The 26139-nt window shown below is 73.1% G+C and carries 29 protein-coding genes; 17 read left to right on the top strand and 12 right to left on the bottom strand.

Features of this window, described 5'->3' with window-relative positions; translation table 11 throughout:
* The first annotated feature begins 18 nt into the window (after positions 1 to 18).
* The gene (locus O7635_RS28345) at positions 19 to 783 is read left to right on the top strand and encodes an isocitrate lyase/phosphoenolpyruvate mutase family protein (protein WP_278083537.1); all 765 of its coding nucleotides are present in this window, start codon (positions 19 to 21) and stop codon (positions 781 to 783) included.
* Here the strand turns inward: O7635_RS28345 and O7635_RS28340 are convergent.
* Entirely contained in the window at positions 780 to 1349 is a 570-nt protein-coding gene (locus tag O7635_RS28340) for a GNAT family N-acetyltransferase (protein ID WP_278083536.1), read from the bottom strand. The two genes, O7635_RS28345 and O7635_RS28340, sit on opposite strands and share 4 nt — an antisense overlap.
* A 39-nt stretch (positions 1350 to 1388) precedes the next feature.
* Between O7635_RS28340 and O7635_RS28335 the strand changes: the two genes are divergently transcribed.
* From O7635_RS28335 to O7635_RS28315, 5 genes are all read left to right on the top strand, one after another.
* Positions 1389 to 1718, top strand: coding sequence for a DUF3040 domain-containing protein (locus O7635_RS28335; RefSeq protein ID WP_278083535.1), 330 nt, complete (start codon positions 1389 to 1391; stop codon positions 1716 to 1718).
* Entirely contained in the window at positions 1715 to 3301 is a 1587-nt protein-coding gene (gene ligD, locus O7635_RS28330) for a non-homologous end-joining DNA ligase (protein WP_278083534.1), read from the top strand. Before O7635_RS28335 ends, ligD begins: the two co-directional genes overlap by 4 nt.
* A 113-nt stretch (positions 3302 to 3414) precedes the next feature.
* On the top strand, positions 3415 to 4185 hold the full coding sequence (locus tag O7635_RS28325) for a D-Ala-D-Ala carboxypeptidase family metallohydrolase (RefSeq protein WP_278083533.1): 771 nt from the start codon (positions 3415 to 3417) through the stop codon (positions 4183 to 4185).
* A gap of 88 nt (positions 4186 to 4273) precedes the next feature.
* Complete coding sequence (locus tag O7635_RS28320; RefSeq protein ID WP_278083532.1) at positions 4274 to 4708, top strand: SRPBCC family protein; 435 nt, start codon at positions 4274 to 4276, stop codon at positions 4706 to 4708.
* A complete protein-coding gene (locus O7635_RS28315) occupies positions 4695 to 5024 on the top strand; it encodes a metalloregulator ArsR/SmtB family transcription factor (RefSeq protein WP_278083531.1) in 330 nt (109 codons plus the stop codon). Before O7635_RS28320 ends, O7635_RS28315 begins: the two co-directional genes overlap by 14 nt.
* Positions 5025 to 5184: 160 nt before the next feature.
* On the opposite strand, the gene O7635_RS28310 is transcribed toward O7635_RS28315, so the two are convergent.
* Positions 5185 to 6363, bottom strand: coding sequence for a cytochrome P450 (locus tag O7635_RS28310; RefSeq protein WP_278083530.1), 1179 nt, complete (start codon positions 6361 to 6363; stop codon positions 5185 to 5187).
* A 242-nt stretch (positions 6364 to 6605) separates the two neighbouring features.
* On the opposite strand from O7635_RS28310, the gene O7635_RS28305 reads away from it, so the two are divergent.
* On the top strand, positions 6606 to 7079 hold the full coding sequence (locus tag O7635_RS28305) for a lamin tail domain-containing protein (RefSeq protein ID WP_278083529.1): 474 nt from the start codon (positions 6606 to 6608) through the stop codon (positions 7077 to 7079).
* Between the two features lie 134 nt (positions 7080 to 7213).
* On the opposite strand, the gene O7635_RS28300 is transcribed toward O7635_RS28305, so the two are convergent.
* Positions 7214 to 8077, bottom strand: a complete 864-nt coding sequence (locus tag O7635_RS28300) for an endonuclease/exonuclease/phosphatase family protein (RefSeq protein WP_278083528.1) — start codon at positions 8075 to 8077, stop codon at positions 7214 to 7216.
* A gap of 43 nt (positions 8078 to 8120) precedes the next feature.
* Positions 8121 to 8981 carry an arylamine N-acetyltransferase gene (locus tag O7635_RS28295; RefSeq protein ID WP_278083527.1) on the bottom strand — a complete coding sequence of 287 codons (861 nt, stop codon included), beginning with the start codon at positions 8979 to 8981 and terminating at the stop codon, positions 8121 to 8123.
* Positions 8982 to 9167: 186 nt separating this feature from the next.
* On the opposite strand from O7635_RS28295, the gene O7635_RS28290 reads away from it, so the two are divergent.
* Positions 9168 to 9536 (top strand): hypothetical protein, encoded by a 369-nt coding sequence (locus tag O7635_RS28290; RefSeq protein WP_278083526.1) that lies wholly within the window; start codon positions 9168 to 9170, stop codon positions 9534 to 9536.
* Here the strand turns inward: O7635_RS28290 and O7635_RS28285 are convergent.
* Entirely contained in the window at positions 9526 to 10626 is a 1101-nt protein-coding gene (locus O7635_RS28285; RefSeq protein WP_278083525.1) for a pyridoxal phosphate-dependent aminotransferase, read from the bottom strand. The two genes, O7635_RS28290 and O7635_RS28285, sit on opposite strands and share 11 nt — an antisense overlap.
* 148 nt (positions 10627 to 10774) lie before the next feature.
* Here O7635_RS28285 and O7635_RS28280 point away from each other — a divergent pair, with 148 nt between their 5' ends.
* Positions 10775 to 12202: an OFA family MFS transporter gene (locus O7635_RS28280; protein ID WP_347405347.1), complete on the top strand. Its 1428-nt coding sequence runs from the start codon at positions 10775 to 10777 to the stop codon at positions 12200 to 12202.
* Positions 12203 to 12280: 78 nt separating this feature from the next.
* On the opposite strand, the gene O7635_RS28275 is transcribed toward O7635_RS28280, so the two are convergent.
* A complete protein-coding gene (locus O7635_RS28275; RefSeq protein WP_278085589.1) occupies positions 12281 to 13240 on the bottom strand; it encodes a hypothetical protein in 960 nt (319 codons plus the stop codon).
* Positions 13241 to 13317: 77 nt separating this feature from the next.
* Here O7635_RS28275 and O7635_RS28270 point away from each other — a divergent pair, with 77 nt between their 5' ends.
* Entirely contained in the window at positions 13318 to 13563 is a 246-nt protein-coding gene (locus O7635_RS28270) for a hypothetical protein (protein WP_278083523.1), read from the top strand.
* Here O7635_RS28270 and O7635_RS28265 read toward each other — a convergent pair.
* Positions 13547 to 14197, bottom strand: a complete 651-nt coding sequence (locus O7635_RS28265) for a class I SAM-dependent methyltransferase (protein ID WP_278083522.1) — start codon at positions 14195 to 14197, stop codon at positions 13547 to 13549. The two genes, O7635_RS28270 and O7635_RS28265, sit on opposite strands and share 17 nt — an antisense overlap.
* Before the next feature lie 60 nt (positions 14198 to 14257).
* Here O7635_RS28265 and O7635_RS28260 point away from each other — a divergent pair, with 60 nt between their 5' ends.
* From O7635_RS28260 to O7635_RS28245, 4 genes are all read left to right on the top strand, one after another.
* Complete coding sequence (locus O7635_RS28260) at positions 14258 to 15112, top strand: SMP-30/gluconolactonase/LRE family protein (protein ID WP_278083521.1); 855 nt, start codon at positions 14258 to 14260, stop codon at positions 15110 to 15112.
* Complete coding sequence (locus tag O7635_RS28255) at positions 15109 to 17862, top strand: glycoside hydrolase family 2 TIM barrel-domain containing protein (protein ID WP_278083520.1); 2754 nt, start codon at positions 15109 to 15111, stop codon at positions 17860 to 17862. Before O7635_RS28260 ends, O7635_RS28255 begins: the two co-directional genes overlap by 4 nt.
* Positions 17863 to 17909: 47 nt before the next feature.
* Positions 17910 to 18092 (top strand): hypothetical protein, encoded by a 183-nt coding sequence (locus O7635_RS28250; RefSeq protein WP_278083519.1) that lies wholly within the window; start codon positions 17910 to 17912, stop codon positions 18090 to 18092.
* Between the two features lie 176 nt (positions 18093 to 18268).
* Positions 18269 to 18703, top strand: coding sequence for a TetR family transcriptional regulator (locus tag O7635_RS28245; protein ID WP_278085588.1), 435 nt, complete (start codon positions 18269 to 18271; stop codon positions 18701 to 18703).
* Positions 18704 to 18768: 65 nt separating this feature from the next.
* Here O7635_RS28245 and O7635_RS28240 read toward each other — a convergent pair whose 3' ends face one another.
* Complete coding sequence (locus O7635_RS28240; RefSeq protein ID WP_278083518.1) at positions 18769 to 19899, bottom strand: hypothetical protein; 1131 nt, start codon at positions 19897 to 19899, stop codon at positions 18769 to 18771.
* Positions 19900 to 19972: 73 nt separating this feature from the next.
* Positions 19973 to 20209 carry a hypothetical protein gene (locus O7635_RS28235; protein WP_278083517.1) on the bottom strand — a complete coding sequence of 79 codons (237 nt, stop codon included), beginning with the start codon at positions 20207 to 20209 and terminating at the stop codon, positions 19973 to 19975.
* Between the two features lie 128 nt (positions 20210 to 20337).
* On the opposite strand from O7635_RS28235, the gene O7635_RS28230 reads away from it, so the two are divergent.
* Entirely contained in the window at positions 20338 to 21723 is a 1386-nt protein-coding gene (locus tag O7635_RS28230; RefSeq protein WP_278083516.1) for an amino acid permease, read from the top strand.
* Here O7635_RS28230 and O7635_RS28225 read toward each other — a convergent pair.
* Entirely contained in the window at positions 21720 to 22559 is an 840-nt protein-coding gene (locus O7635_RS28225) for an aldo/keto reductase (RefSeq protein ID WP_278083515.1), read from the bottom strand. The genes O7635_RS28230 and O7635_RS28225 overlap by 4 nt on opposite strands.
* A gap of 10 nt (positions 22560 to 22569) precedes the next feature.
* Positions 22570 to 23265: a TetR/AcrR family transcriptional regulator gene (locus O7635_RS28220; protein ID WP_278083514.1), complete on the bottom strand. Its 696-nt coding sequence runs from the start codon at positions 23263 to 23265 to the stop codon at positions 22570 to 22572.
* Positions 23266 to 23320: 55 nt separating this feature from the next.
* Between O7635_RS28220 and O7635_RS28215 the strand changes: the two genes are divergently transcribed.
* Positions 23321 to 24334, top strand: coding sequence for an aldo/keto reductase (locus O7635_RS28215; protein ID WP_278083513.1), 1014 nt, complete (start codon positions 23321 to 23323; stop codon positions 24332 to 24334).
* A 9-nt stretch (positions 24335 to 24343) separates the two neighbouring features.
* A complete protein-coding gene (locus tag O7635_RS28210) occupies positions 24344 to 24814 on the top strand; it encodes a PPOX class F420-dependent oxidoreductase (protein ID WP_278083512.1) in 471 nt (156 codons plus the stop codon).
* On the opposite strand, the gene O7635_RS28205 is transcribed toward O7635_RS28210, so the two are convergent.
* Complete coding sequence (locus O7635_RS28205; protein ID WP_278083511.1) at positions 24811 to 26091, bottom strand: hypothetical protein; 1281 nt, start codon at positions 26089 to 26091, stop codon at positions 24811 to 24813. The two genes, O7635_RS28210 and O7635_RS28205, sit on opposite strands and share 4 nt — an antisense overlap.
* Between the last annotated feature and the right edge of the window lie 48 nt (positions 26092 to 26139).

Genomic DNA, 26139 nt, shown 5'->3' with positions numbered 1-26139 from the left:
GCCCGGTAGCGTCCGATCATGACGTTCCGCGAGCTGCACGACGGCGCGCTGCCCCTGCTGCTGCCCAACGCCTGGGACGTCGCCTCGGCGATCGCGTTCGTCGAGGCCGGCTTCCCCGCCGTCGGCACCACCAGCTTCGGCGTGGCGGCCGGCGCCGGCGCGCCCGACGGCCGGGGCGCCACCCGCGACGCGACCCGCGCGCTGGCGCACGCCCTCGCCGCCCTTCCCGCGCACGTCTCGGTCGACGTCGAGGACGGCTACTCCGAATCGCCCGAGGAGGTCGCCGACTACGTCGCGGGTCTGCGTGTCGCGGGCGTCAACCTCGAGGACAGCACGGGCGGCCGCCTGGTCGAGCCGGCCGCGCACGCCGCAAAGGTGGCCGCGGTCAAGGCCCGCAACCCCGATGTGTACGTCAACGCCCGCACCGACACGTACTGGCTCGGCCAGGACGCCACCCTGTCGGCCACGCTGGAGCGGGCGGCGGCGTACGTCGAGGCCGGGGCGGACGGCGTCTTCGTGCCGGGCGCGACGAAGCCCGCCGAGCTGCGCGACCTGGCCGCCAACCTGCCCGTACCCGTCAACGTGCTGGTGATCCCCGAGCTGTCCCTGGCCCACCTGGCCGACCTCGGCATCCGGCGGGTCAGCACCGGCTCGCTGCCCTACCGCGCCGCCCTCGACGCCGCGGTCGCGGTCGCCACCGCGGTCCGCGACGGCGCCCCACCGCCCGCGGCCACGCCGTACCAGGTGATGCAGGACCGCCTGCTCCGCTACGCCCGCGGCTAGTCGGTGGCCAGGCGGGCGTGCAGGTGCATGTCGTGCCAGCCGTCGGCGTGCCGGGCCTCGCTGCGCTTGGTGCCCTCCAGGGCGAAGCCGGCGCGCGCGGCGACCGCGCACGAGGCCGGGTTGGCGGTCGAGTGGGCGACCTCGATGCGGTGCAGCCCGAGCGTGCCGAACGACCACGCGGTCAGCGCGGTGAGCGCCCGGCCGGCGAGCCCGGCGCCCCGGGCGGCGGGCAGCACCCAGTAGGACACCTCGGCCAGCCCGTCGTGGAGGTCGATCCGGCGCAGGCTGATCTGCCCGGCGACGGCGCCGTCCCGCTCGACGGCCCACCCCGCGCCGCTCTCGCCCTTCCACCGCCCGGACCACGCGGCGACCCACGCCTGCGCCTCCAGCGCGTCCATCGAACGGACGTGCCAGCGCTGCACCGCGGGGTCGGCGTAGGCGGCGCGCACCACCTCGTGGTCATCCGGACGCCAGGGCCGCAACCGGACACCGGCACCGTCGATCACGGGCTGTTTCGTTCCGGCCAGCGTGCCGGGCGGCACCGCGGGAGCAGCGAGAGAAGGCACGGTCCGACCCTAAATCAGGCGGCATAAGCGTCCCGAAGCATGGGTATGGGCGCGGTGTACGACACGACGACGGTGTGTACGGAGGCGATGGCCGTGCTCAGTCAGAGCGACCGGCAGCGCTTGGCCGAGATCGAACGCCACCTGGCGGCCGAGGATCCACGGTTCGCCAGACGGATGCGGGGGCGCAACCGGCAGTGGGTGCGGCTGGTGGTGCCGATGGTCATCGTCGTCGCGTTGCTCGCCCTGGTCCCGCTGCTCCTGATCACCTGGGACCGCCCCGGCGTGGCCGCGCTCGGCGTCTGCGCCGCGCTCGCCGCGCTGACCTGGATGGTGGGCCGCAACGCCGGCCCGCGCTGGCGACGACGGTGACGACGACGCCGCGCCAGAAGCTGGCGCCGTACCGCCGCAAGCGGGACTTCGGGAAGACGCCCGAGCCGTCCGGCGCGACCACGCCCGGTGCCGACGGGCACCGGCGGTTCGTGGTGCAGCGGCACCGGGCCCGCAACCTGCACTACGACGTGCGCCTCGAGGTCGACGGGGTGCTGGTGAGCTGGGCGGTGCCGAAGGGGCCGACGCTGGCGCCCGGGGTGCGCCGCGGCGCGTACCACGTCGAGGACCACCCGATGGAGTACATCGACTTCGAGGGCGTCATCCCGGCGGGCGAGTACGGCGGCGGGGACGTGATCGTCTGGGACACCGGCACCTGGGACCCGGCGGAGGGCGAGGACCCGGCGAAGGCGATCGCCGATGGCGAGCTGCACGCCGACCTGCACGGCGAGAAGCTCAACGGCCGGTTCGTGTTCGTCCGCACGCGGGCCGACGACTGGATCCTGCTGCACAAGAAGGACGCGTACGCGAAGCCCGGTTGGGATCCTGAGAAGCACCCGAAGTCGGTGCTGTCGGGGCGCACCAACGACGAGGTGAAGGCCGACCCGGACCGGCTGTGGCGGTCGGACCTGCCCGCCGCGACGGCCAGCCTGGCGCTGAAGGCCGACGCCGCCGACGAGGTGGATCCCGACGAGCTGAAGGCCCTCGACAAGCTCAAGAACCAGGGCACCTGGCAGGTCTTCGGCCGCGACCTGCGGGTCACCAACCTCGACAAGGAGCTGTTCCCGGGCAAGGGGCGGCAGAAGCCGATCACCAAGCGGGACCTCCTGCGCTACACGGCGCAGATCGCGCCGACGATCCTGCCCTACCTGACCCGGCGGCCGATCAACCTGCACCGCTATCCGGACGGCGCCGGCACGCGCGGCTTCTGGCAGAAGGAGCTGCCGTCGCACGCGCCCGAGTGGCTGGCCCGGTGGGACAACCCCGATGCCGACCCCGGCGAGTCGCAAACCTACCTGGTCGTCGACGAGCCGGCCGCGCTGCTGTGGGCGGCCAACTTCGGCGGCCTGGAGTGGCACCCGTGGACGTCCCAGGTGGACAAGCCCGACAAGCCGACGTACGCGCTGATCGACCTGGACCCGGGCGCCGACACCACGTGGGCCGACCTGGTTACCCTGGCCAAGCTGCACCGCGAGGCGCTGGACCACCTCGGCCTGGTGGCGCGGGCCAAGCTGACCGGCAAGCGCGGCATCCAGATCTGGATCCCGATCACCCGCGGGCCGTCGTACGCCGCCGTGCGCTCCTGGGTCGAGCAACTGTCCAAGTCGGTCGCGGCCGCGGTGCCGGAGCTGGTCAGCTGGAAGTGGCAGAAGGACGAGCGGCAGGGCCTGGCCCGGCTCGACTACACCCAGAACGTCATCGGCAAGACGCTCGTCGCCCCCTACAGCCCGCGCCCCGCCGCCGGCGCGCCGGTGTCCGCGCCGATCCACTGGGACGAGCTCGACGACCCGAAGCTCAAGCCCGACAGGTTCACCGTGCGCACGATCCTCAAGCGGCTGGCCACCGAGGGCGACCCGTTCCACGACGTGCTGCTCGCCCGGCAGAAGCTCCCGAAGCTCCGCTGATGTAGCTTTTCGCCGTCCCGGCCAGGTTAGCCGGCGATTATTGACGAGTCCACTCAGCATAGAGATACTTCCATCCGTCAATGCTGCCCCCACCACTTGACGGGAGGCGCTTCATGCGCCGATTTCTCACCAAGACTCTCGCGGTGCTCGCACTGGCCGTCGCGTCGACGGCCGTCGGCCTGGTCACCACCACCGGCGCCGCGCAGGCCGACGGCTGCTACACCTGGGGTCGCCAGCTGTCCCAGGGCATGTCCGGCGAAGACGTGCGCCAGCTCCAGATCCGGGTCGCCGGCTACCCCGGCACCGGCGGCGTTCTCGGCATCGACGGCGCGTTCGGCCCGGCGACCCGGTCCGCGGTGATCCGCTTCCAGCAGGCGTACGGCCTGGCCGCCGACGGCATCGCCGGCCCCAACACGTTCAACCGGCTCTACGCGCTGCAGGACAACGACTGCACGCCGGTGAACTTCTCCTACGCCGAGCTCAACACCTGCAACAGCACCTGGGCCGGCGGCAACGTCTCAGCCGCGACCGCGCGGTTCAACGCCCTGGTGACCATGTGGAAGCTGCAGGCGATGCGGCACGCCCTGGGCGACCAGCAGATCCGGGTCACCAGCGGCTTCCGCAGCCAGTCCTGCAACGCCGCGGTCGGCGGCGCGACCAGCAGCCGCCACCTCTACGGCGACGCGGCCGACCTCGGCGCCGGCCCGCACTCGCTCTGCACGTTCGCCCAGGCCGCCCGCAACCACGGCTTCGCCGGCATCCTCGGCCCGGGTTACCCCGGCCACAACGACCACACCCACGTCGACGGCCGCCCGAGCCGCTTCTGGTCGGCGCCGAGCTGCGGCGTCGGAAGCCGCAGCATGCGCGACCCGATCGAGGGCTGACACGCACCCGGCCCGGGGCGCGATGGCGCGCCCCGGGCCGCACCGCTACCGTTGGTGGCAACCGAACGGTTGCCACACGGAGGCGGACATGGCATTCCCCGACCAGATCGAGCGGACGATCGAGCTGGCCCAACCCCCGGAGCGGGTCTGGGACGCCCTGACGACCGCCGACGGGCTCGGCACCTGGTTCGGCAACCGGGCCGAGGTCGACCTGCGGGTCGGCGGCCACGCCACGCTCACCTGGGACAGCGGCGACACCGCGGTGCTGACCATCGAGCGGCTGGAGCCGCCAAGGGTGTTCGGCTACACGTGGCCCATCTACGGGCTCCCGGACGACGACCCGCGCCGGACCTATGTGGAGTTCACCCTGACCCCCCGCGACGGCGGCACGACGCTGACGATGGTCGAGAGCGGTTTCGCCCAGCTGCCCGACGCCGAGCACCGCGCCGCCTTCCCCGGCAACGACGACGGGTGGACGAGGGAACTGGGCGAGCTGGTGGCCTACCTCGATGCCCGAGCCTGACCTGGAGGCGGTGGCGCAGGAGGTCTTCAGCGCCCTCGCCGACCCGAGCCGACGCGCCATCCTGGCCGCGCTGGCGTCCGGCGGCCCGGCCACCGCGACGGACCTGGCCGCCCAGCTGCCGATCACGCGCCAGGCCATCGCGAAGCACCTCGGCCTGCTGGCCGACGCGGGCCTGGTGACGGCGGAACCCGGCGAACGACGGCGGGTCCGCTACCGCCTGGACTCGGGGCCGATGAAGGTCGCCCAACAGTTCCTGGCGGCCCTGGCCCGCGACTGGGACGGCCCCCTCGCCGCGCTGCGGGACCGTCTGGGCTAGGGCCTGTCCTGCCGATCAACGTGAGCCGAGACGGAGTCCAGGTGTCGTCTGGGGGTGGCCCGGAATTACCCGGATACCGGTGTTGTATCCGGGTGATTCCGGGACGCCGCCAGGCGGCAGCTGGGCCCGTCGCAGGCCGCGTTGATCGGCAGGACAGGCCCTAACCGGTGGCGACCGGCAGCTCGGCGTAGCCGCGCAGGACCAGGCGGTCGCGGCGGCGGGGTTCGCCGGCCAGGGTCAGGGCGGGGAGCCGGGTCAACAGGAGCGGGAAGGCGACCTGCGCCTCCAGCCGGGCCAGCGGCGCGCCGAGGCAGTAGTGGGCGCCGCCGCCGAAGGAGACCGGCTGGACGTTGGGCCGGTCGGGGTCGAAGCGGTGCGGGTCCGGGTAGCGGGCCTGGTCGCGGTTGGCCGAGCCGAGCAGCATCGTCAGCTCCGCGCCGGCCGGCAGCGCGAGGCCGTCCAGGTCCAGCGCCGCGCCGGCGAACCGGGACGTGAGCTGCACCGGTGAGTCGTACCGCAGCAGCTCCTCGACGAAGGCCGGCGCGAGGTCCGCGTCGGCGCGCAAGCGGGCCGCCTGCGCGGGTTCGTCCAGCAGCACGCGCAGGCCCGTGCCGAGCAGGTTGGTCGTCGTCTCGAAGCCGGCGACCAGCAGCAGCACCACATTGGACAGCAGCTCCGCGCCCGTCAGCTCCGCGTCGGCCAGGGCGGTGGTCAGATCCTCCTGCGGCGACCGGCGGCGCTCGGCGATCAGGCCCACGAAGTAGTCCTCGAGCTCGCGCCCGGCCACGTCGGCCAGCCGCATCTCCTCCTCCGTGCTGATCGGCTCGAGCACGACGGTCAGGTCGGCCGCCCGCTGCCGGAACCACTGCCGGTCGGCGTCGGGCACGCCGAGCAGCGCGCAGATGACCCCGATCGGCAACGGGTACGCGAACGCGGTCATGAAGTCCGCCCGCGCCGGCATCGCGTCGATGAGCTCCTCGACCAGGCCGGCGATCACGTCCCGCATCGCCGCGACACGCCGGGCGGTGAAGGTGGCGGCGGCCGCACGGCGTACCCGCGTGTGGTCCGGCGCGTTGGTCATCAGCATGGACTGCACGATCGACGCGACGCCGCGGTTCTCGCGCCAGGTCGGCCAGAACCGGTCGTAGTCAGCGGCGTCGGCGACCCGCAGGCCGGGGTCGCGCAACAGGCGGTTGGTCAGCGCGTGCGTGGTGACGAACCAGCGGCCGTCGAGCGCCTGGAACGCCGGCGCGTGCGCGCGGAGCACGTCGTACGCCGGGTAGGGATCGTCGCGACCCTCCGGCGTGAACAGTGACGTCAGCGCGGTCTCGTAGTCCATCCGCTGCCCTCCCCCGGCTCTGCGCCACCCTAACGGCCGAGGGCCCTCGCCGACCGGTCAGCCGGCCCTGCCCGCACCGGCGACCGCAACCGGATGAATCAGACGAAACGGACGCCGAGGCATGTTTCTCCTGATGACGGGGACGTGTTTGTCCTGTTTGATTGGGACATCCAGCACCACACGGAACTTCTCCGGAGGAAACAGGAATCATGCGCAAATTTATCGGACTCGCGTCTGCGTCCTTGATCGCTTTCGGCGCCGTGCTCGCGGGCGCGGCGGGCGCGGCCTCGGCCGACCCGCACCACCCGGGCGACCGTGGCCCCCGCGGCCCGCAGCGGCCGATCGCCAACGTCCAGATCGCGGCGATCCAGTACGACTCCCCCGGCCGTGACACCGGCACCAACGCGAGCCGCAACGCCGAATGGATCTCGCTGGTCAACAACGGCCGCCGGGCCGTCAACCTGCGTGGCTACACGATCAGCGACCGGGCGAACCACGTCTACCGCTTCGGCAACGTCTGGATCCAGGGCGACGGCGGCCGCCTCGTCGTGCACACCGGCTTCGGCCAGGACGAGGGTCGCCAGCTGTTCTGGGACAGCCGCAGCTACATCTGGAACAACAACGGCGACACCGCCACGCTGAGCGGACCGCGGGGTCGCACGCTCGACTCGTGCACCTACCGCGAGCGCGCCGGCCGCAGCCGCGTCATCTGCTGACACCTCAGGAACGCCTGCGGGCCTCGGTGGCATCGGCCACCGGGGCCCGCACGGCCGTGCGGGCAGCGGATCAGCTCGTCGGCACGGCGTAGCGGACGACGGAGCAGCCGGGTCGCGGGCCGGAACGGCGTGGTTCAGGGCCAGAGCGTCGCCTCGGTCGCGGGCCAGGTCTCCAGGCCCCGGCCGTCGCCGAGCGCGATGCCGTCGAGGTCGAGGTCGGCCAGCACGCCGAAGTGGTCGGAGGGCGCCGCCTGGGTGGTGCCGGTCAGTACGACCCGGCACGAGCGCACCACGACGCGCGGGCGCCAGCGGGTCGGCGCCGCCACGAAGACGTAGTCGATGCGGCGATGGTGCGTCGGCTGTGCGAAGACCGCGGCCGCGAACGGCGCCACGTAGAGGTTGTCGGACGTCCACGTGTGCCCCGGGCCGCCGTCGCCGGCCAGCGCCCACGCGTCGTACCAGGCGGTGTCGCGGCCGCGCAGGCTCTGCAGCCCGCAGAGGAAGCGGATGCCGGCCGAGTCCGGTGTCGCGTTGAAGTCGCCGGCCAGGATCGGCGGCAGGTCGTCGCCGGCGGCGATGCCGGTCAGCGCCTCGTCGAGGGCGAGCACGTCGTCCTCCCGCTGCCCTTCCTGGCCCGGCAGCCAGGCCGAGGGCGCGGCGGAGCAGAACCAGAACGTGCCTTCCGGCGCCTGGATCCGGGTGGCGACGGCCGCGCCGCCGTGCGGAAGCTCGATGAGCCGCCGGTCGACGATCGGATGGCGCGACGCCACGGCGATGCCGGGGTCGCCGACGTTGTCGCCCTCCCGGTATTCGTAGGCGACCTCGTAGCCCAGCGGACCCAGCAGCTCGGCGGCCTGGTTGCCGCCCGCGCCGCCGGCGGCGACCTCCTGCAGCGCGACGACGTCCGCGGCCAGCAACGCCAGCTCCTGCCGGAGCAGCGGCTCGCGCACGGCGTAGGGGCCGCTGCGCGCCCAGATGTTGGCCGTGAGAACTCGCATGGGAACCCGGCCTACCCATCGTGGACGGTGCCAAACCGCGGGCTCAGGCCCGGCCGGCGGCCACCCACGCCTCGTGGGACGAGCGGACGCGGTCCCACAGCGCCGCGCGTTCGGCCGGGGTGACGTCGTCGACACCCACGCCGAACAGGCCGGTCACCATGCCCCACCACTCCTCCCGGTTGGTCACCTCGCGCCGGGCCGGGCCGGTCGAGGTGACGGTGGTCAGCGTCAGGCCGCGCAGGATGTCGGCGCCGGCGGCGTGGCGGCGCTGTGCGGTGAGCACCCGCACGAAGCCGGACGTCGGCGAGGTGGACAGCTCGGTGTGCATCGCGGCGAAGTCGGCCGGCCCCGCTTCGCCGACCGCGAAGTCCATGCCCACGAAGGCGCCGACCGGGTCGTGGGTCAGCCGCCAGCCGCCGGGCACGACCGTCGAGCGGTCGAGGTCGAACGCGTAGGGGCCCTGGCGGATCGGGCCCGGCGCCAGCGGGACCGGCTCGTGCAGGCCGTCGCCGAGACCGACGTCGACGAACCACACGCCGGCCGGGCACTCGGGCGTCGGAAGACCGTGCACGGTCAGCACGAGGTGGTTGGCGGTGGCGCCGACCGGCTCGGGCTCACCGTGGCCCTGCACACCGCCCACGTGCCAGCGCACGTCGTAGCCGAGCGCGGTCAGCAGCGCCGACAGCCCGCCGTTGAGGTGGTAGCAGTAGCCGCCACGGCCCAGCCGGGCGATCCGGTCGGCGGACTCGGCCGGGTCGACGGTCGTGGTGCGGCCGAGGTGGATGTCGAAGGTGGTGTAGGCGATGCGCTCGGCGTGGGCGCGGTGGATGGCGGCCAGCGCGGCGGCGCTGGGCGGCGCGGCCGGCAGCCCGAGCCGGCGCAGGTAGGCGGGGACGTCGACCATGGCGGGCACGCTACCGCCGGCGTACGACGTTTTCGGTCCCCCAGCGCATCGGGGCCGGACCGACGGGTATGCGGCAGCGGTGTGGGGCCGGCTGCCCGCCCGGTTGTCGGCGGCTCTCGGCGGGCCGGTCCCCGCCGACCGCACCGCGCGGATCCGGCTGCTGGCGCTCACGATCGGCCCGGCCTGGTGGCGGCCGACATCTGGGTGTCGCTCGGCTTCTTCACGCTCGGCGCGGGCTTCCTCGCCGCCGCCAACCCGCCGTTGGGCGCCGCCCGGCTCGACATCGTCCCCGCCGCGCTCTGGGGCCGGGCCGAGAGCGTCCGCACCGTGCTGCAGCTCGCCGCCGAGGCCGCGGGCCCGATCGCGTTCGGCTTCGTCGCCGACGAGTTCGGCGGCTCGGGCGGGCGCGGCGCGGGGCTGCGCGACGCGTTCCTCCTCATGCTGGTGCCGCTGCTGCTCAACGGCCTGCTGCTCGTGCGGGCCCGGCGCACCTACCGCGCCGACGTGGCCACCGCAGCCGCGGCCCGGGCGGCGGGCGGGACGGTCAAGGCCTGAGCGCCTCGCCGAGCCGCTCGAGCGCGGCGGCGAAGTCGGCGGGCGGCAGGTGCCCGAAGCCCACCCGGAACACGCGATCCGACTCGAAGAACCACGATCCCCTGGCCACGCGTACGTCCAGCGCGGGCAGGGCGGCGTAGAAGCGCTCCGGCGACACCGACGGGCGCAGTCGCACGCAGCACAGGGCGCCGGCGTCCGGCCGCAGCAGCTCGACCTCGGGACGCGACGAGGCCCAGTCGGTCAGGGTGGCCAGCCCGTCGCGCAGCACCGTCCGCCGTTCGCCGAGGATCCGCCGGCGTTGCCGCAGCACCTCGGCCGCCAGCAGCTCGTCGACGCCCGATCCGGTGATCAGCGTGGTGAACTTGGCCCGCCGGAGTCGCTCGTAGCGGGCGGGATCGGTCGCCGTCAGCCAGCCGAGCCGCAGGCCGGGCACGCCGTAGGCCTTGGAGAGCGAGGAGCAGGTCACCACCGACGGGCCGAGCGTGGCGGCCGACGGTGGCACCGCGTCGTCGTACGCCGCGTCCCGGTAGGTCTCGTCGACCAGCACCACCGCGTCCGGTGCGACGGCGGCCACCCCGGCCACGAGGTCGGCCAGGTCGCGCGCGGCCATGCGTACGCCCGACGGGTTCTGGGGTGAGGCGACGGAGACCAGCCGGGTCGTGGGCCGCACGGCGGCGAGGACGGCCGGCACGTCGAGCCGGTAGCCGTCGTCGAAGCGCAGCGGCACGTCGGTGACCTCGACCCGCAACGAGGTCAGCACCGAACGGGCCGGCGGGAAGCAGGGCGTGGCCACCACCGCGTGGTCGCCGGCCTCGCAGCTGACGAGGGCCAGCAGGAACATCCCGGCGACGCCGCCCGGGGTGAGCAGGACCTGGTCGGCCGCGACGTCGAGGTCCTTCGCGATCAGCGCGCGGAGCGGCCCGTCGCCGGGCGTGGTGCCGTAGGCGACGGCGAGCTGGTCGAGCTCGTCCCGGACCGCCGGCGTGAGCAGGGTGCCCAGCCGCAGCGGCGGGCTCGTGCTCTCGGCCAGGTCGTAGCGGCACGGCTCGTCGACGAGGTCGGACATCGGCGTGGGCGGGAAGCGGTCCATCCGCCGATCCTGACCAGCAACGGCGCGCCGGTCAACGCGCCGGCATGACCGCCCGCCGCGGGGGTAACCCCGCTCGCCCCGAAATGCGAAGCATCCATGATCGTCTTAGCATCGAAACGGTTCATGCGGCAGGAGGCACACCATGGCCCTGTTATCCGCTCTCGATCGTGAGCACACCATCGCGCCACCGGGGTTCAGCAGGTGGCTGATTCCCCCCGCGGCGCTCTCCGTCCACCTGTGCATCGGCCAGGCGTACGCGACCAGCGTCTACAAGAACTCGTTCGTCGCGCACTTCGGCACCAGCCAGACCGCGATCGGCATCATCTTCAGCATCGCGATCGTGATGCTCGGCCTGTCCGCGGCGGTGGCCGGCACCTGGGTGGAGAACAACGGCCCGCGCAAGGCCATGTTCGTCTCCGCCTCGTTCTGGGCGGCCGGCTTCCTCGTCAGCGCGCTCGGCATCGCCACCGAACAGCTCTGGCTCGTCTACCTCGGGTACGGCGCGATCGGCGGCATCGGCCTCGGCATCGGCTACATCTCCCCGGTGTCGACCCTGATCAAGTGGTTCCCGGACCGGCCCGGCCTGGCCACGGGGTTGGCCATCATGGGCTTCGGCGGCGGCGCGCTGATCGCCGGCCCGGCCTCGCGCCAGCTGCTGTCGTTCTACGACTCCGGGTACGACCCCAACGTCGCCACCTCGGTCGCCTCGGGCGGGGCGCTGGTGGCGCTCTTCCTGACGCTCGGCATCGCGTACTTCCTGATCATGATGTTCGGGGTCTTCAACGTGCGGGTGCCGGCCGAGGGCTGGCGACCGGAGGGCTTCGACCCGGCCACCGTGGCCGCCAAGCCGCTGGTCACCACCGCGAGCGTGTCGGCCGCCAACGCGATCAGGACCCGCTCGTTCTGGCTGCTCTGGATCGTGCTGTTCTGCAACGTGACCGCCGGCATCGGCATCCTCGAACAGGCGAGCCCGATGATCCAGGACTTCTTCCGGGACGGCACGACGTCCAGCGTCAGCGTCGCCGCGGCGGCCGGCTTCGTCGGCGTGCTGTCGCTGTTCAACATGGCCGGCCGGTTCGCCTGGTCCTCCACCTCGGACGTGATCGGGCGCAAGCCGATCTACATGGTCTACCTCGGCGTCGGCATGGTGCTCTACGCGCTGCTGGCCTCGCTCGGCCACTCCGCGACCGCGCTGTTCGTGCTGCTCGCGGGCGTGATCCTGTCGTTCTACGGCGGCGGTTTCGCCACGGTCCCGGCCTACCTGCGTGACCTGTTCGGCACCTACCAGGTGGGCGCGATCCACGGCCGGCTGCTGACCGCCTGGTCGGCGGCGGGCGTCGCGGGCCCGCTGATCATCAACGGGTTCCTCGACGCGCAGGGCAAGCCGGGCTCGCTGACCGCCGAGGCGTACCGGCCGGCGCTGTTCACCATGGTCGGCGTCCTCGCGATCGGGTTCGTCGCCAACCTGCTGATCCGGCCGGTGCCGGAGCGCTACCACGAGACCGGTCACGACGAACCCACGAGCGTGCCGGCCCAGGCGAAACCGACCGAGCCCGTGAAGGGGGCGACGGCATGACTGCGCGACTGGTGGTGTCCTGGGCCTTGGTGGCGGTTCTCCTGGGCTACGGGGTGGTGCAGACCGTGATCACGGCGGTCAAGCTTTTCCAATGACGCCCGCCGGCGGCGGCGTCGCCCGTGGCGGAAAGTAACGGCCGCGCGCGACCGCGACCACCGTCCGCACGGCGATGCCGCCGACCAGCAGCGTGATCGCGCCGAGCACGAGCCAGCTCAGCGCGCGCTGCCCCGGCGGCCGCCCGAGGTTGATCCAGAACAGGAAGACGCTCGCCACGGCGGCATAGGCGAAGGTGAAGGCCCACAACGGCGGACCGAACCTCAGGCGGGCGTACGCCGGCAGGAAGCGGAACTGGGCGAGCACGAGCAGCATGCCGTAGCCGGCCAGGGCCGCGGCGAACGCGTCGATCCGCCGGCCGTCGAGCGCGAAGTAGGCCAGGTTCGCCACCGGCGCCGGCGCCACCTCGATGGCCAGCGTGGGCACGAGCGGCGGCGGGTACCACGGGTTGACGAACAGCCGGTTCATGATGACCGAGCCGAACACCAGCCAGCAGATCAGGCCCAGCCCGAACATGAACTCGCCGAGCCGCCGTTGCCCCACGGCGGTCGCGGCGGCGGAGGCGACCAGTCCACCGGCGACGGTCGGCAGGAAGTAGCCGGGATGGATCTTGGCCGCGTCCACCGGCCCGTAGATCCACTGGCCGGTCAGCCAGCCTCCGTAGAGGACGGTGAGGGTCAGGAAGACGTCGACCACCACCACGGCGGCGGTGTGCGCCCGGGGTTGCAGGCCGAGGGCGGCGAGCGGCATCGGGATGATGAAGGCCAGCGCGATGAACGGCGCCCCGATGTTGTCGAGCGCGTCCGCGCGCACGTCCCGCGGCCGGCTGAAGTAGAGCAGGCAGCAGAGCACCCAGACGGCGGCGGCCAGGATGAGCAGCGCGTCGGTGACCCCCGCCGGGGTGACGCCGAACGACTCCGCGATCGCCCAAACCTGCGCCAGGCCGGTCAGTCCGAACGGCATGCCGAAGATGTTTGGTGGCACTTTGACCTGGGATGCCACGGATGCGACGTTACCGAACGAGGGTTCCCTCCCGGGCCCGCTTCCGGCATCCTCGATCCATGGGTGAGGTCTACCCGTTCCCCGGGGTCGGCGACACGTTCGACGACGTACGCGACGGCGGCCGGACCATGCGGGTCAGCGTCCACACCGACCGCGACATGGTGGTGCTCTCGCTCTGGTCCGGCGTGTTCTGCCGGGCGTCCTTCCGGCTGGCCGTCGCGGACGCCGAACGCCTCCGGGCGGCGCTCGACCTCACGACCCGGCCGGGCCCGGACGAGCAGCAGCCGATCAGCGCTTGCGGATGAGCGTGACGCCGTCGCGCACCGGCAGCATGACCACGCTGACCCGCGGGTCGGCGACCACCGCTTCGTTGACCTGACGGATCGCGACGTCGCCCTCGCCCGCGGCGTTCGGGTCGACCACCCGGCCGCCGCGCAGCACGTTGTCGAGCACGATCAGGCCGCCGGGCCGCAGCCGCGTCACGAGCTCCGCGTAGTAGGCCGGGTAGCCCGGCTTGTCGGCGTCGACGAACGCGAAGTCGATGTCCTCGTCGGTCGGCAGCGCCCGCAGCGTCTCGATCGCCGGCGCGATCCGCAGCTCGATCCGGTCGGCGACGCCGGCCCGGTCCCAGTAGCGGCGGGCGACCGAGGTCCAGTCGTCACTCACGTCGCAGGCCAGCAGCGAGCCGCCGGGCGCCAGGCCGCGGGCGATGCAGATCGACGAGTAGCCGGTGAACACACCGACCTCGACCGCCTTCGTCGCGCCGACCAGCTGGACGAGCATGGTGAGCAGCTCACCCTCGTCGTGCGAGATCTGCATCCCGGCCGCGTCCGGGAACGTCCGCGTGGTCTCGGCGGCGAGCTCGCGGAGCAGGTCGTCGGCGGGCGAGGAGTGGGCGAGCAGGTAGTCGCTGATCGCCGGGCTGGTGATGTCGGCCATGATCGCAGCCTATTCCGGGCCTCGGCGGCGTCGCGCGGCGCATGGCAGGATGAGCCGATAATGAAGATCGACGTTGAACAGGTCACCGACCGGCTGGCCGGGCACGGTGAAGGGCCGGCGTGGGACGCCGCGACCGGGCGGCTGCACTGGGTCGACATGATGGCCGGCGACATGCTCTCACTGGCGCCGGGCGACGGCGCGGTCACGCGTACGCCCGTCTCGTCGGTCGTCTGCGCCATCCGACCGCGGCGCGGCGGTGGTCTGGTGCTCGCCGTGGAACGCGGGTTCGCACTGCTGGACCCGGGGTCGAGCGCGCCGCGGATCCTGCCCGAGGTGTGGTCCGACGAGACGGTCCGGATGAACGACGGTGGCTGCGACCCTCGCGGCCGGTTCTACTGCGGCTCGATGGCGACCGACGAGCGGCCCGGCGGAGGCGCGCTCTACCGGCTCGATCCGGACCTGTCCGTCACCGTCGTGCTGGAGGGTGTGTCGATCTCCAACGGGCTGGCCTGGACGCGGGACGGCGGGACGGCCTACTACGTCGACTCCGGGACGCAGCGGATCGACCTGTTCACCGTGGACGGCGCCGGCGAGCTGGTCGACCGGCGGCCGTTCGTGACGGTGCCGGCCGAGGTCGGCACGCCGGACGGGCTCTGCCTCGACGCCGAGGGTGGGGTCTGGGTGGCGTTGTGGGACGGCGCGGCGGTGCACCGCTACGACGCCGACGGCGAGCTGGCCGCGGTGATCCCCATGCCGGTGGCCCGGCCGACCGCGTGCGCGTTCGGCGGCCCTTCCCTGGACGAGCTCTACATCACCACGTCGCGGCAAGGGCCGGACGACCCGGAGCCGAGCGGGGCGTTGTTCCGGGCGCGACCGGGCGTCACCGGGTTCGCCGACTACCGGTTCGCCGGATGACCGACCACATCGGCGACTTCGGTCGGCCGCACGGCACGGTGGCGCCGCGGGCCGCGCTGCACACCGACGCGCCGTCGATCGACCTGTCCGGCGTCTGGCGGTTCCGCTTCTCCCCCGCCGTCGCGCCGGACGACGAGTTCTGGGCCGACGGTTACGACGACCACGGCTGGGACGTGCTGCCGGTGCCGTCGAGCTGGCCTCTGCACGGGTACGGGCGGCCGGCGTACACCAACATCACCTATCCCTTCCCGGTCGACCCGCCCTACGTGCCCGACGAGAACCCGACCGGCGACCACCGGCGGGTGTTCGACGTGCCGGCCGACTGGGCCGGGCAACGCGTGCTGCTGCGCTTCGAGGGCGTCGACTCGTACGGGCAGGTGTGGGTCAACGGGGTCGAGGTCGGGTCGACGCAGGGCAGCCGGCTGACCCACGAGTTCGACGTGACGGCGCACCTGCGGCCGGGCGCGGCGAACGTGGTGGCCGTGCGGGTGCGGCAGTGGTCGGCCGGCTCCTATCTCGAAGACCAGGACATGTGGTGGCTGCCCGGCATCTTCCGGCGGGTGAGCCTGTCGGTGCGGCCGGCGGGCGGGCTCGACGACGTGTTCGTGCACGCGGCCTTCTCGGCCGGGCGGGGCACGCTGCGGGTCGACGCGCCTTCAGGGGCACTGCTGTCCGTGCCCGACCTGGGGCTGCGCGACGTGGCGGTCAACACCGACCACGTGCTGGACGGCGTCGCACCGTGGACGCCGGAAACTCCCGCGCTCTACCCGGCCACCGTGTCGACTGCCGCGGAGACCGTCTCGCTGCGCATCGGCTTCCGTACCGTGGCCGTCGTCGACGGTCTGCTCACCGCCAACGGCCGGCGGATCTTCTTCCGCGGCGTCAACCGGCACGAGTTCCACCCCGACCTCGGCCGGGTGGTGCCCCAGGACGTCGTCCGGGCCGAGCTCGAGCTGATGAAGGCCCACCACGTCAACGCGATCCGCACGAGCCACTACCCGCCGGACGCCGCGCTGCTCGACCTCTGCGACGAGCTCGGCTTATGGGTGGTGGTGGAGAACGACTTCGAGACGCACGGCTTCGAGCAGAACGACTGGCGCGGAAACCCGACCGACGATCCACGATGGACGGACGCGCTGGTCGACCGGATGCGCCGCACCGTCCACCGCGACAAGAACCATCCCTGCGTGGTGATGTGGTCGCTGGGCAACGAGGCGGGCGTGGGCCGCAACCTGGCCGCGCTGGCCGCCGCGGCCCGGGAGATCGACCCCGACCGGCCGCTGCACTACGAGGGCGACCGGTCCTGCGCGCACACGGACGTCCACAGCCGGATGTACGCGACGCCCTCCGAGGTCGAGGAGATCGGCGCGGCGCAGTCGGGGCTGCCGTTCATCCTGTGCGAGTACGCGCACGCGATGGGCAACGGACCCGGCCTGCTCACCAGCTACCGGGAGCTGTTCGAGCGCTATCCGCGTTGTCAGGGCGGTTTCATCTGGGAGTGGCTCGACCACGGCATCAGGGTCGGCGACCACTTCGCCTACGGCGGCGACTTCGGCGAGCCGGTGCACGACGGCAACTTCGTCATCGACGGCCTGGTGTTCCCGGACCGCACGCCGTCGCCGGGGCTGACCGAGCTGGGCGCGGTGTTCGCGCCGGTGCGGTTCACGGACGGGACGATCCGCAACGGGTACGACCATCGCGACCTGGCCGGCGTGACGCTCGACTGGACCGTGGCCGTCGAGGGGGCGCCGGTCGCGGCCGGCACCGTGCCGGCGCCCTCGCTGTCGCCCGGCGCGTCGGCCCCGGTGCCGCTGCCGGCGGAGGCGGTCGCGCCGCCCGGCGACGGCGAGGCCTGGTTGACGGTGACCGCGCGGCTGGCCGACGGGCAGGAGGTCGGCGCGGGGCAGACCTGCCTGCGGCCGGCGGAGGCGCGCGCTCCGCGCCGGGGCGCGCGGCGGTCGGGTCTCGCCCGGTTCCGCTCCGACGGCGCGCTCGTGGCGATCGGCGACCTTCCGGTGCGCGGACCCCGGCTCGACGTGTGGCGGGCGCCGATCGACAACGACGTGTTCGGGCCCGACCCGGTCGCCGAGCGCTGGCGGGCCGCGGGCCTCGACCGGATGACCCACCGCACGGTCTCGGTGGCGGGCACCGCCGGTGGGCTCGTCGTGTCGACCCGGGTGGCGGCGGCCGGCACGGACCGTGCGCTGCTGGCCACCTACACGTGGACCGCCGACGACGACGCGGTGACGCTGGCGTTGCGGGTGGAGCCGACCGGCGACTGGGACGTGCCGCTCCCCCGGGCCGGCGTGTCCATGGCGGTCCCGGGCCTGCTCGGCTCCGTCGAGTGGTTCGGCGGCGGGCCGGGCGAGGCTTATGTGGACTCTCGCCAGGCGGCGCTGATCGGCCATTATCGGTCCACCGTTGATGGACTGCAGACCCCCTATGTGCGGCCCCAGGAGAACGGCAACCGGACCGGGGTGCGGTGGGCCCGGCTGACCGACCCGGCCGGCGCGGGGCTGGAGATCCTCGGACACCCGACCGTCGAGCTGACGGCCCGCCGGTGGTCGACGGCGCAGCTGACCGCCGCCCGGCACACCAGCGACCTCGTGCCGGGCCCCGACATCCACCTGCACCTCGACCACCGCCACCACGGCCTGGGCACCGCCGCCTGCGGCCCCGGCCCGGCGCCGTGGGCCGTGCTGCATCCCGAACCGTTCGAACTGACCATCACGTTCCGCCCGATCTTCTGAGCGGACGGCCGCCCCCGCGGCGCACAATGAGCCCAAGGGGGTGCGCCGTGGCCGACGAGGACGAGCACGTGCTGTTCACCGACGAGGAGGCCGCCTTCCTTCGGCATGTCCGGTTCGGCGAGCTGCCGGCCCGGGTGCTACCGGAGGACCTGGTCGAGCTCCACGAGACCGACCAGCGTCCACTCCGCCCGGAGAACCACTTGGACGACAGCCACTGGCGCTATCCCTAGCCTCTGTCTCGACGTCGTGGCCGCAGCGAGGCGAGGCCCAGGCGTCGGCTGGGCCGCCGCAGCCGGGTCAAGACTTCGGGACTGACCCTGCCCCTCAGCGCACGCCGCTGAAGTAGTGGCCCTTGTCCAGGTCGTCGACGAGGCCCGGCTGGGTCGGGTGCCAGTGCAGCAGGTCGCTGGTCACGGCGGCTCTTCGGCGGCTCGAGGCCCTGACGGAGGCCCTGGTCGGCCCGGTCGCCGCCGCTCCCGCCGGCGCCGCGCCGATCGACCTGGTGACCGCGGCCCTCGGATCCGTGGGCGCGATCTTCGACGGCCGCCACGACCACTCCCGCCGGCGTCAGGCCATCATCGACGCGACCCCTGAGCTGCAGGAACGCGAGTTGATCAAGCTGGCGACGCTGGCCACGACGCTGGCGGCCGCCCTCCGCGACCGCGGCATCCCTGAACCGGCGGCCAGCCTGACGAGCCAGGCCGCGATGGCGGTGTTCCGGGTGGCCTTCGAGCGCTGGGTCCGCGACCCCGGCGAGCCGGACCTGCCGGCCATCATCCGCGCGTCGTTCGCCGACCTACGCACCTTGATCGCCGGCCCACCGGCAAAGGCCCACACCTGACCGCGCCGCACCCGCACGCCGACCCACCGGCTGAGACGCCCGCCGCGGCGGGCCGAAGAACGTCGTCAGCGCGCCCGCGTGGCGGAAGCGACGCGCTCGAGGAACGTGGTCACCGCGGCCGCGTACCCCGAGGGGTCCACGTTCCACGACGCGACATGGCCGCCGTCGCGGGTCGACACCAGCGTCACCAGGTCCGGCCGGGCCGACGCGTACGCGTGTGCCCGGTCCGTGCGCACCAGCTGGTCCGCCTCGTCGACGAAGAGCAGCGCCGGCACGGTCAGGTCGCCCGGGTGCTGGTCGAGGCGCGCCAGCGAGAGCGAACCCCGCCACTCCGTGAAGCGCTTCGCCGACCAGGTGATCGGCGCGGGCAGGTGGCGCAACTCCGCCTGGTAGTCGATCACGGCGTCCCAGGACAGCACCGGGCTGTCGAGCACCAGCCCGCGCACCAGCGCCGCGTCCGCCACCGGCAGCCGGCGCAGCGCGGTCAGCGTCGCGCCGCCGCCCATCGACCAGCCGAACAGGACGACCCCGGTGGCGCCGCCGTCGCGGGCGTACCGGATCGCCGCGGCCAGGTCCCGCCACTCCGTGTCGCCGAGGTGGTAGTAGCCGTCCGGGCTCGCCGGCGCGTCCGGGTCGTTGCGGTAGCCGATCACCAATGTGGACAGACCGGCGTCCACCACGGACGGCAGCACGCGCAGCGCCTCGTGCCGGGTCGCGCCCCGACCGTGCATCGCGATCGCCCACACCCCGGCGCCGCCGGGCGACGGCACCAGCCAGGCCGGCAGCTCGCCGAGCTCACCGGGCACCGCGACGGTCGCGAAGTCCAGCCCGAACGCCGCCTTCGGGTCGGTGCTGAACACGTTGTAGTCCACCGCCGCCGCCAGCCCCGGCCGCAGCGCACCAAGCTCCACCTCGGCGACCCGGCGCACGACGGCGTTGCCGGCCAGCCGCACCGCAGGCGTCAACCGGGCCGCGCCCTCCGGCCAGATCAGCCCGAGCTCGATCGGCTTCACGGTGTCGACGTCGCGGCGCAGCCGCACCTCGTCGCCCGCCACCGCCAGCACCCGCACGGCGAGCTCCTGCGTGTGCGAGACGCCGAGCAGCTCGCCCGAGAAGTAGTAGCCGGCGCCGGCGGTGCCGAACGCGCCGGTCACCGCCGCGGCCACGGCGCTGCCGACCAGCCCCCGTCGGGTCACGATCACACCGGCAACATCATCACAAAACCCAAGATCATGCGACGGTACGGTGACGCAGCTCCCACGACAGACGCTAGTACCGGCGGCGCAGCACCAGCACCACGAGGCTGGCCGGCACCACGATCGCGAGCACGGCCAGCGCGACCAGGGAGACCATCGGCCACGCGCCCGGATCGGCGACCGGCGGCCGGGCCCGCCCCTCGGCCGACGGCGCGAAGAACAGCACGGTCACGACCACGACGGCCAGCGCGATGAAGCCGGCCCGCAGCAGCCGGCGGACGACCACGGCGCGGTGGCTGGGCTCGGACACGCCAACAAGGTAGCCGGACGGCCGGCGGAGCGACCGCGAATTAACGCTCATCTAATCCAGACTTGCGAATGCTCTTAGGCCGACTAGATTGCTATATGTCGATGTCCTCGGTGTGGAGGGAGCGACCCGTGCGCGAGTCTGGACTGTTCCGGCGCAAGCCGGTCGAGGCCGCGGAGACCGCGGACACCGGCCTGTCACGGACGCTGGGACTCTGGCAGCTGACCGCGATCGGCGTCGGCGGCATCATCGGCGCGGGCATCTTCGCCCTCGCCGGCGCCGTGGCCAACGAGACCGCCGGCCCGGCCGTACTGGTCTCGTTCCTGATCGCGGGCGTGGCGAGCGCCGCCGCCGCGCTGTCCTATGCCGAGTTCGCGGGGCTCATCCCGCAGGCGGGGTCCGCCTACACCTACGGCTACGCGGTGCTGGGCGAGCTGGCGGCCTGGTTCATCGGCTGGGACCTCCTGCTCGAATACACCGCGATCGTCGCCGTCGTGGCGATCGGCATCTCCGGCTACTTCGGCTTCCTGGTCAACCAGCTCGGCGCCGACCTGCCGGACTGGATGCTCGGCGCGCCCGGCACCGGCGAGGGTCACGTGGTCGACCTGTTCGCCCTCGTGCTCTGCCTGTTGATCGCCTACCTGCTCACCCTCGGCATCCGCAGCGCCGCGCGGTTCGAGACGTTCGTCGTCGGCCTCAAGGTGGCCGTCGTCCTGCTGGTGATCGTCGTCGGCTTCTTCCACGTGAAGACCGCCAACTACACGCCGTTCTTCCCGTTCGGCGTCGGCGGGGCGATCACCGGCGCCGCGACCGTGTTCTTCGCCGTGTTCGGCTACGACGCGATGAGCACGGCGGCCGAGGAGTCGCGCGACGCGCGCCGGCACATGCCGAAGGCCATCATCTACTCACTGGCCATCTCGATGGTGTTGTACGTGCTGGCCACGCTGGTGCTGACCGGCATGCAGAACTACCGCGACGTCGACCCGCAGAGCGGCTTCTCCTCGGCGTTCGAGTCGGTCGGGCTGTCCGGCCTGGCCAGCGTGATCGCGGTCGGCGCGATCATCGGCATCCTGACGGTGATGTTCACCTTCATGCTCGGCGTGACCCGGGTGTGGTTCTCGATGAGCCGCGACGGCCTGCTGCCGCGCTGGTTCGCCAAGCTGGACCCGGTGCGCAGGGTGCCCACCCGGGTCACCTGGATCGTCGGCATCGGCTCCGGGCTCATCGCCGGCTTCCTGCCGATCGAGGAGGCCGCCGAGCTCACCAACATCGGCATCCTGCTGGCCTTCATCGTCGTCTGCGTCGCGGTCGTGGTGCTCCGCTACCGCCGGCCCGACCTGCCGCGCACCTTCCGGCTGCCGCTCATGCCGGTGGTCCCGCTGATCGGCGTCGCCTTCTCGATCTGGCTCATCACCTACCTGAGCCCGGTCACCTGGCTGCGCTTCGCCGTCTGGTTACTGCTCGGCCTGGCCGTCTACTTCGCCTACAGCCGCCGGCACTCGAGCCTCAACCGCTAGAACTCCTCCCACGTACGCGGGTCCTGCTTCACGGGCGCGCCGACGTCGATGGCGTTGACGGCCGCGACGTCGTCGGGTTCGAGGGCGAAGCCGAAGATGTCGGCGTTGAGCAGCTGGCGGTCCGGGTTGGTGGAGGCCGGCACGGCGGTGATGTCGCGGTCGACCAGCCAGCGCAGCACGACCTGCGACGGGGTGATCCGCAGCCGGTCGGCGATTCCGACGACCGTCGGGTGTTCGAGCACGCCGCTGTTGCGCTCCAGCGGGCTCCACGCCTGCACGACCGTGCCGTGCCGGGCCACCTCGTCGACGACGTCGACCCGGGCGTGGTTGGGCGAGACCTGGAGCTGGTCGACGGCGGGCACCACCCCGGTCGCGTCGACCACGGCCCGGATGTGCTCGTCGAGGAAGTTGGAGACGCCGACCGAGCGGATCAGCCCTTCCTGCCGCAGGGCGAGCATCTCCTCGTAGGACTCGACGTAGCGACCGACCTTGGGCAGCGGCCAGTGGATGAGGTAGAGGTCCACATAGTCCAGTCCGAGCCGGTCCAACGACGCTGAGAAACCGTCCCGCACGTACGGCTTTCCCTGATGGCGCCCGGCCAGCTTGCTGGTGACGAAGAACTCCTCGCGCGGCAGGCCGCTCTCCCGGATCGCGGTGCCGACCGCGTCCTCGTTGCCGTAGTTGTAGGCGGTGTCCAGCAGGCGGTAGCCCGACTCGACCGCGGCCAGGATCGCCTCGACCAGCTGGCGGCCCTTCGCGGGATAGGTGCCGAGGCCGAGCCAGGGCATCTCGTGGCCGTCGTTGAGCGTACGGGTCGGAATGTCGATCGAAGCCATGATCCCCAGCCTAGGTCGGCCGCGGCGCAGCGGCGATGCGGTCGAGCCATTCCGTGAGGAGCACCTCCTCGGCGGCGCTGAACCGGTCGGCGACCGCCGGCAGCGCGGCCTTCAACGCCAGCGCGCGCGATGCGACCCCGCCGGCCGCCGCCTCGGTCAGCACGGCGGCCATGACGGCGTCACGCAGGTTGCGGGAGAGGCCGGCATGCGCGTCGAGCGTGCCGTCGCTCTGCGCGGCGATCAGCGCGAGGGTGGCGCCGACGCTGGCGGCGTAGACCATCGGGGCCGCCGCCTCCACCGGCAGCCGCAACCGCCCGGCGGCCGCGACCCGGCGCAGGATGCCGGTGAGCAGGTCGAAGCCCTCGCCGCTGACCGCCGAGGGGTCGCCGGGTCGCGGGTCGCCGTAGATCAGCTTGTAGAGCGCGGGGTTGGTGAGCCCGAACTCGACGTGCAGGTCCCACCCGGCGACGAGGTCGGCGACGGGGTCCGCGCGGTGCTCGCCCGCCTTCTTCTGACCCAGGTAGCGGGCCCAGGCCTCGTCGGCGACCGCCGCGAACAGGCCCGCCATGTCGCCGAACTGGCGGTAGATGGTCTGGGCCTGCACACCCGCGGCGGCGCTGACCGCCCGGGTCGAGACGGCGTCCCGGCCGCCCTCGGCGAGCAGCCGGGCCGCCGCGTCGAGGATCCGCGCGCGAGGTGTCGTCATCACCACATGTTAGCACCGATAACGTTCTTGCGTGAGCGGTGCTAACGTGGCGGGCATGACGACAATCGGCACGCGCAAGCTCGGCACGACCGGACCGGTCGTGGGCGCCCTCGGCCTCGGCGCCATGGGCATGTCCGACCTCTACGGCTCGGCCGACGAGCGCGAGAGCATCGCCACCATCCACGCCGCGCTCGACGCGGGGATGAACCTGATCGACACCGCCGACTTCTACGGCTCAGGCCACAACGAGCTGCTCATCGCCCGCGCCCTGCGCGAGCGGCGCCGCGAGGACGTCGTGCTCAGCGTGAAGTTCGGCAGCCGCAAGAACCCGGACGGCTCGTTCCAACCGGCGCCCTACGACGTCTCGGCCGTCGCCGTGCGCGACCGGCTCGCCCAGTCCCTGCGCCGGCTCGACACGGACTACATCGACATCTACCGGCCGTCACGCCTCAACCCGGAGATCCCGATCGAGGAGACCGTCGGGGCGTTGCGCGAGATGCAGGAGGCCGGCTGGATCCGCCACATCGGACTGTCCGAAGTGGGCGCCGACAGCATCCGCCGGGCCGCCGCGGTGGCCACGATCAGCGACGTGCAGATCGAGTACTCGCTACTGTCGCGGGGCCCCGAGGAGGCGATCCTGCCGGTGCTGCGCGAGCTGGGCATCGGCCTGACGGCGTACGGCGTGCTGTCCCGCGGTCTGCTCAGCGGCCACTGGTCGGTCGACCGTGAGGTCGGCGCCCACGACTTCCGCGCCGCCCTGCCCCGGTTCAACGGCGACAACCTGGCCGCCAACCTGCGCCTCGTCGAGGAGCTCGGCCGCGTCGCCGCGGAGCTGGGCGCCACCACCGGCCAGGTCGCGATCGCCTGGGTCGCGGCCCAGGGCGCCGACATCGTGCCCCTCGTCGGCGCCCGCCGGGTCGACCGGCTGACCGAGTCGCTGGGCGCGGCCGGGCTGACCCTCACCCCCGAGGTGCTCGCCCGCATCGAGGCGGCGATCCCGGCCGGCGCCGCGGCCGGCAACCGCTACATGGACGCGCAGCTTCACCTGCTCGACAGCGAACGGGGGTAGCCTGGGCCCGTGCCCAAGATCGCCACTGCCGACCGGGTCGGGCGCGCCGAGCTCCTCGAGTTCGTCCGCGCCCGCCACCGGCTCACCCTGGTCACCTTCCGCCGCGACGGCCGGCCGCAGCTCTCCCCCGTCACCGGGGGCGTCGACAACGACGGCCGGATCGTCATCTCCACCTATCCGGACCGTGCGAAGGCGGTCAACCTCCGCCGCAACCCGGCCGCCAGCGTGCTGGTCCACTCCGACGACTGGAACGACCCGTACGTCCAGCTCGACGGCACCGCCGAGGTCCTCGACATGCCGGCCCCCGAGACCGAGGACGCCCTGGTCGAATACTTCCGCTGCATCTCCGGCGAGCACCCGGACTGGGCGGAATACCGCGAGGCGATGCGCCGCCAGGGCAAGTCGCTCGTTCGCATCACCATCGACTCCTGGGGCCCGATCGCCACGGGCGGCTTCCCGCCGGGCCGGGCCCCGGCCTAACCGGTCAGGACCAGCGCGAGCGGGGTGACGGTGATGTCGGCGCCGACGGCGCTGTCGACCCGGACCTTGCCGGACGCGGCCGGCACCAGGGTCAGCTCCGGCCGGGCGCCGCTCTTCGGTGCCACCAGGGTCGGGGTCTTCGGCTTCGCCGCACCCGGCCCGCGCACGGTGACGCCGCCCACGGCGTCACCGCGGGCGGTCACCGTCAGCAACGAGGCGGCGATCCGGTCGGCCGGCACGCCCGCGAGCCGGGCGGTGGCCGTCAGGTCGAGGTCGACCCCGCCGCGCGCGGCCACCCGGACCGGCTCGGCCCCGCGTGGCGGCAGCGGCACCACCAGTCCCGCGACCTCCTCCGTGGCGCCATCACCGGTGACGTAGCCGACGAGGTCGGCCCGCATCTCGGTGCCCGCCTCGTAGCGCATGTGCACCGAACCGCCGGTCACCGGTACGAACAGCAGGCCGCCACGGGTGCGGTCGGCGCCGCTGGTCGCGGACCAGTAGACGGTCTGCTCCAATTTGGACGGTGCCGGACCGGCCTTGACGAAGCCGCCGTGCCGGCCGACGTCCGCCGACACGCGCAGCAGCACCGCCGCGATCGGCCCGGCCCTGCGCAGCTGGGGCACGTCGGCGAGCGTGAACGCGGTCTTCTTCCGGTCGACCCGCGGCACCAGGCGCACGACCCGGGTGGCCGGCACGGCCACGACCCGACCGGCGCCGGACCTCTGCGCGGTCTCGAACACGCCGACGAGCTGGATCAGCAGGTCACCCCCGCCGGTGACGCCGAAGCGCAGCCGGCCGTCCTCGAGCCGGGCCACCACGGTCGCCGACTGCTGGGCCCGCGCCCTGGCCACCCGGAGCACCGTGGTCTCCTCGGCGCCCGAGCCCACCGTGACCTCGCCGGCCTTCGTGGCCGCCAGGATGGTCACCTCCACGAGCACCGTGCCGACGCCCGCCGGCAGGCCGGGCACCGGCACGGTAACTTCCGCGCCGGCCGGCACCGGCTCGGTCTCGCGGGTGTCCAGGAGAAGCTCGGGGCCGACCGGGGTCAGCCGCGCCGACCCCGGCACGTCGCGGGCGGCCGACTCCACCGCCCGCGCGTCGAGGGCGGTGGCCGGCGTGGCCGGCGGCGCCGCCTGCTCGTCGGTGCCGGCGTTCGCCGCGAACCGCGCGCCCACCAGCACGGCCGCCGACGCCACCACCATGCAGAGGGCGACGACCAGCCAGCGGCCCACCGACCGCAGGCGTCCCCGTTCGCCCTTCGCCCTGATCACCTTCACGCCAGGCATGGTGTCCTCCGTTCCACCGCCGGCTGCCGTGGACAGCCG

This window comes from Asanoa sp. WMMD1127 (genome assembly GCF_029626225.1).
Lineage (GTDB): Bacteria > Actinomycetota > Actinomycetes > Mycobacteriales > Micromonosporaceae > Asanoa.
Note: the sequence above shows the minus strand (reverse complement) of the source record. Positions and strands in the feature narration are given on the sequence as shown.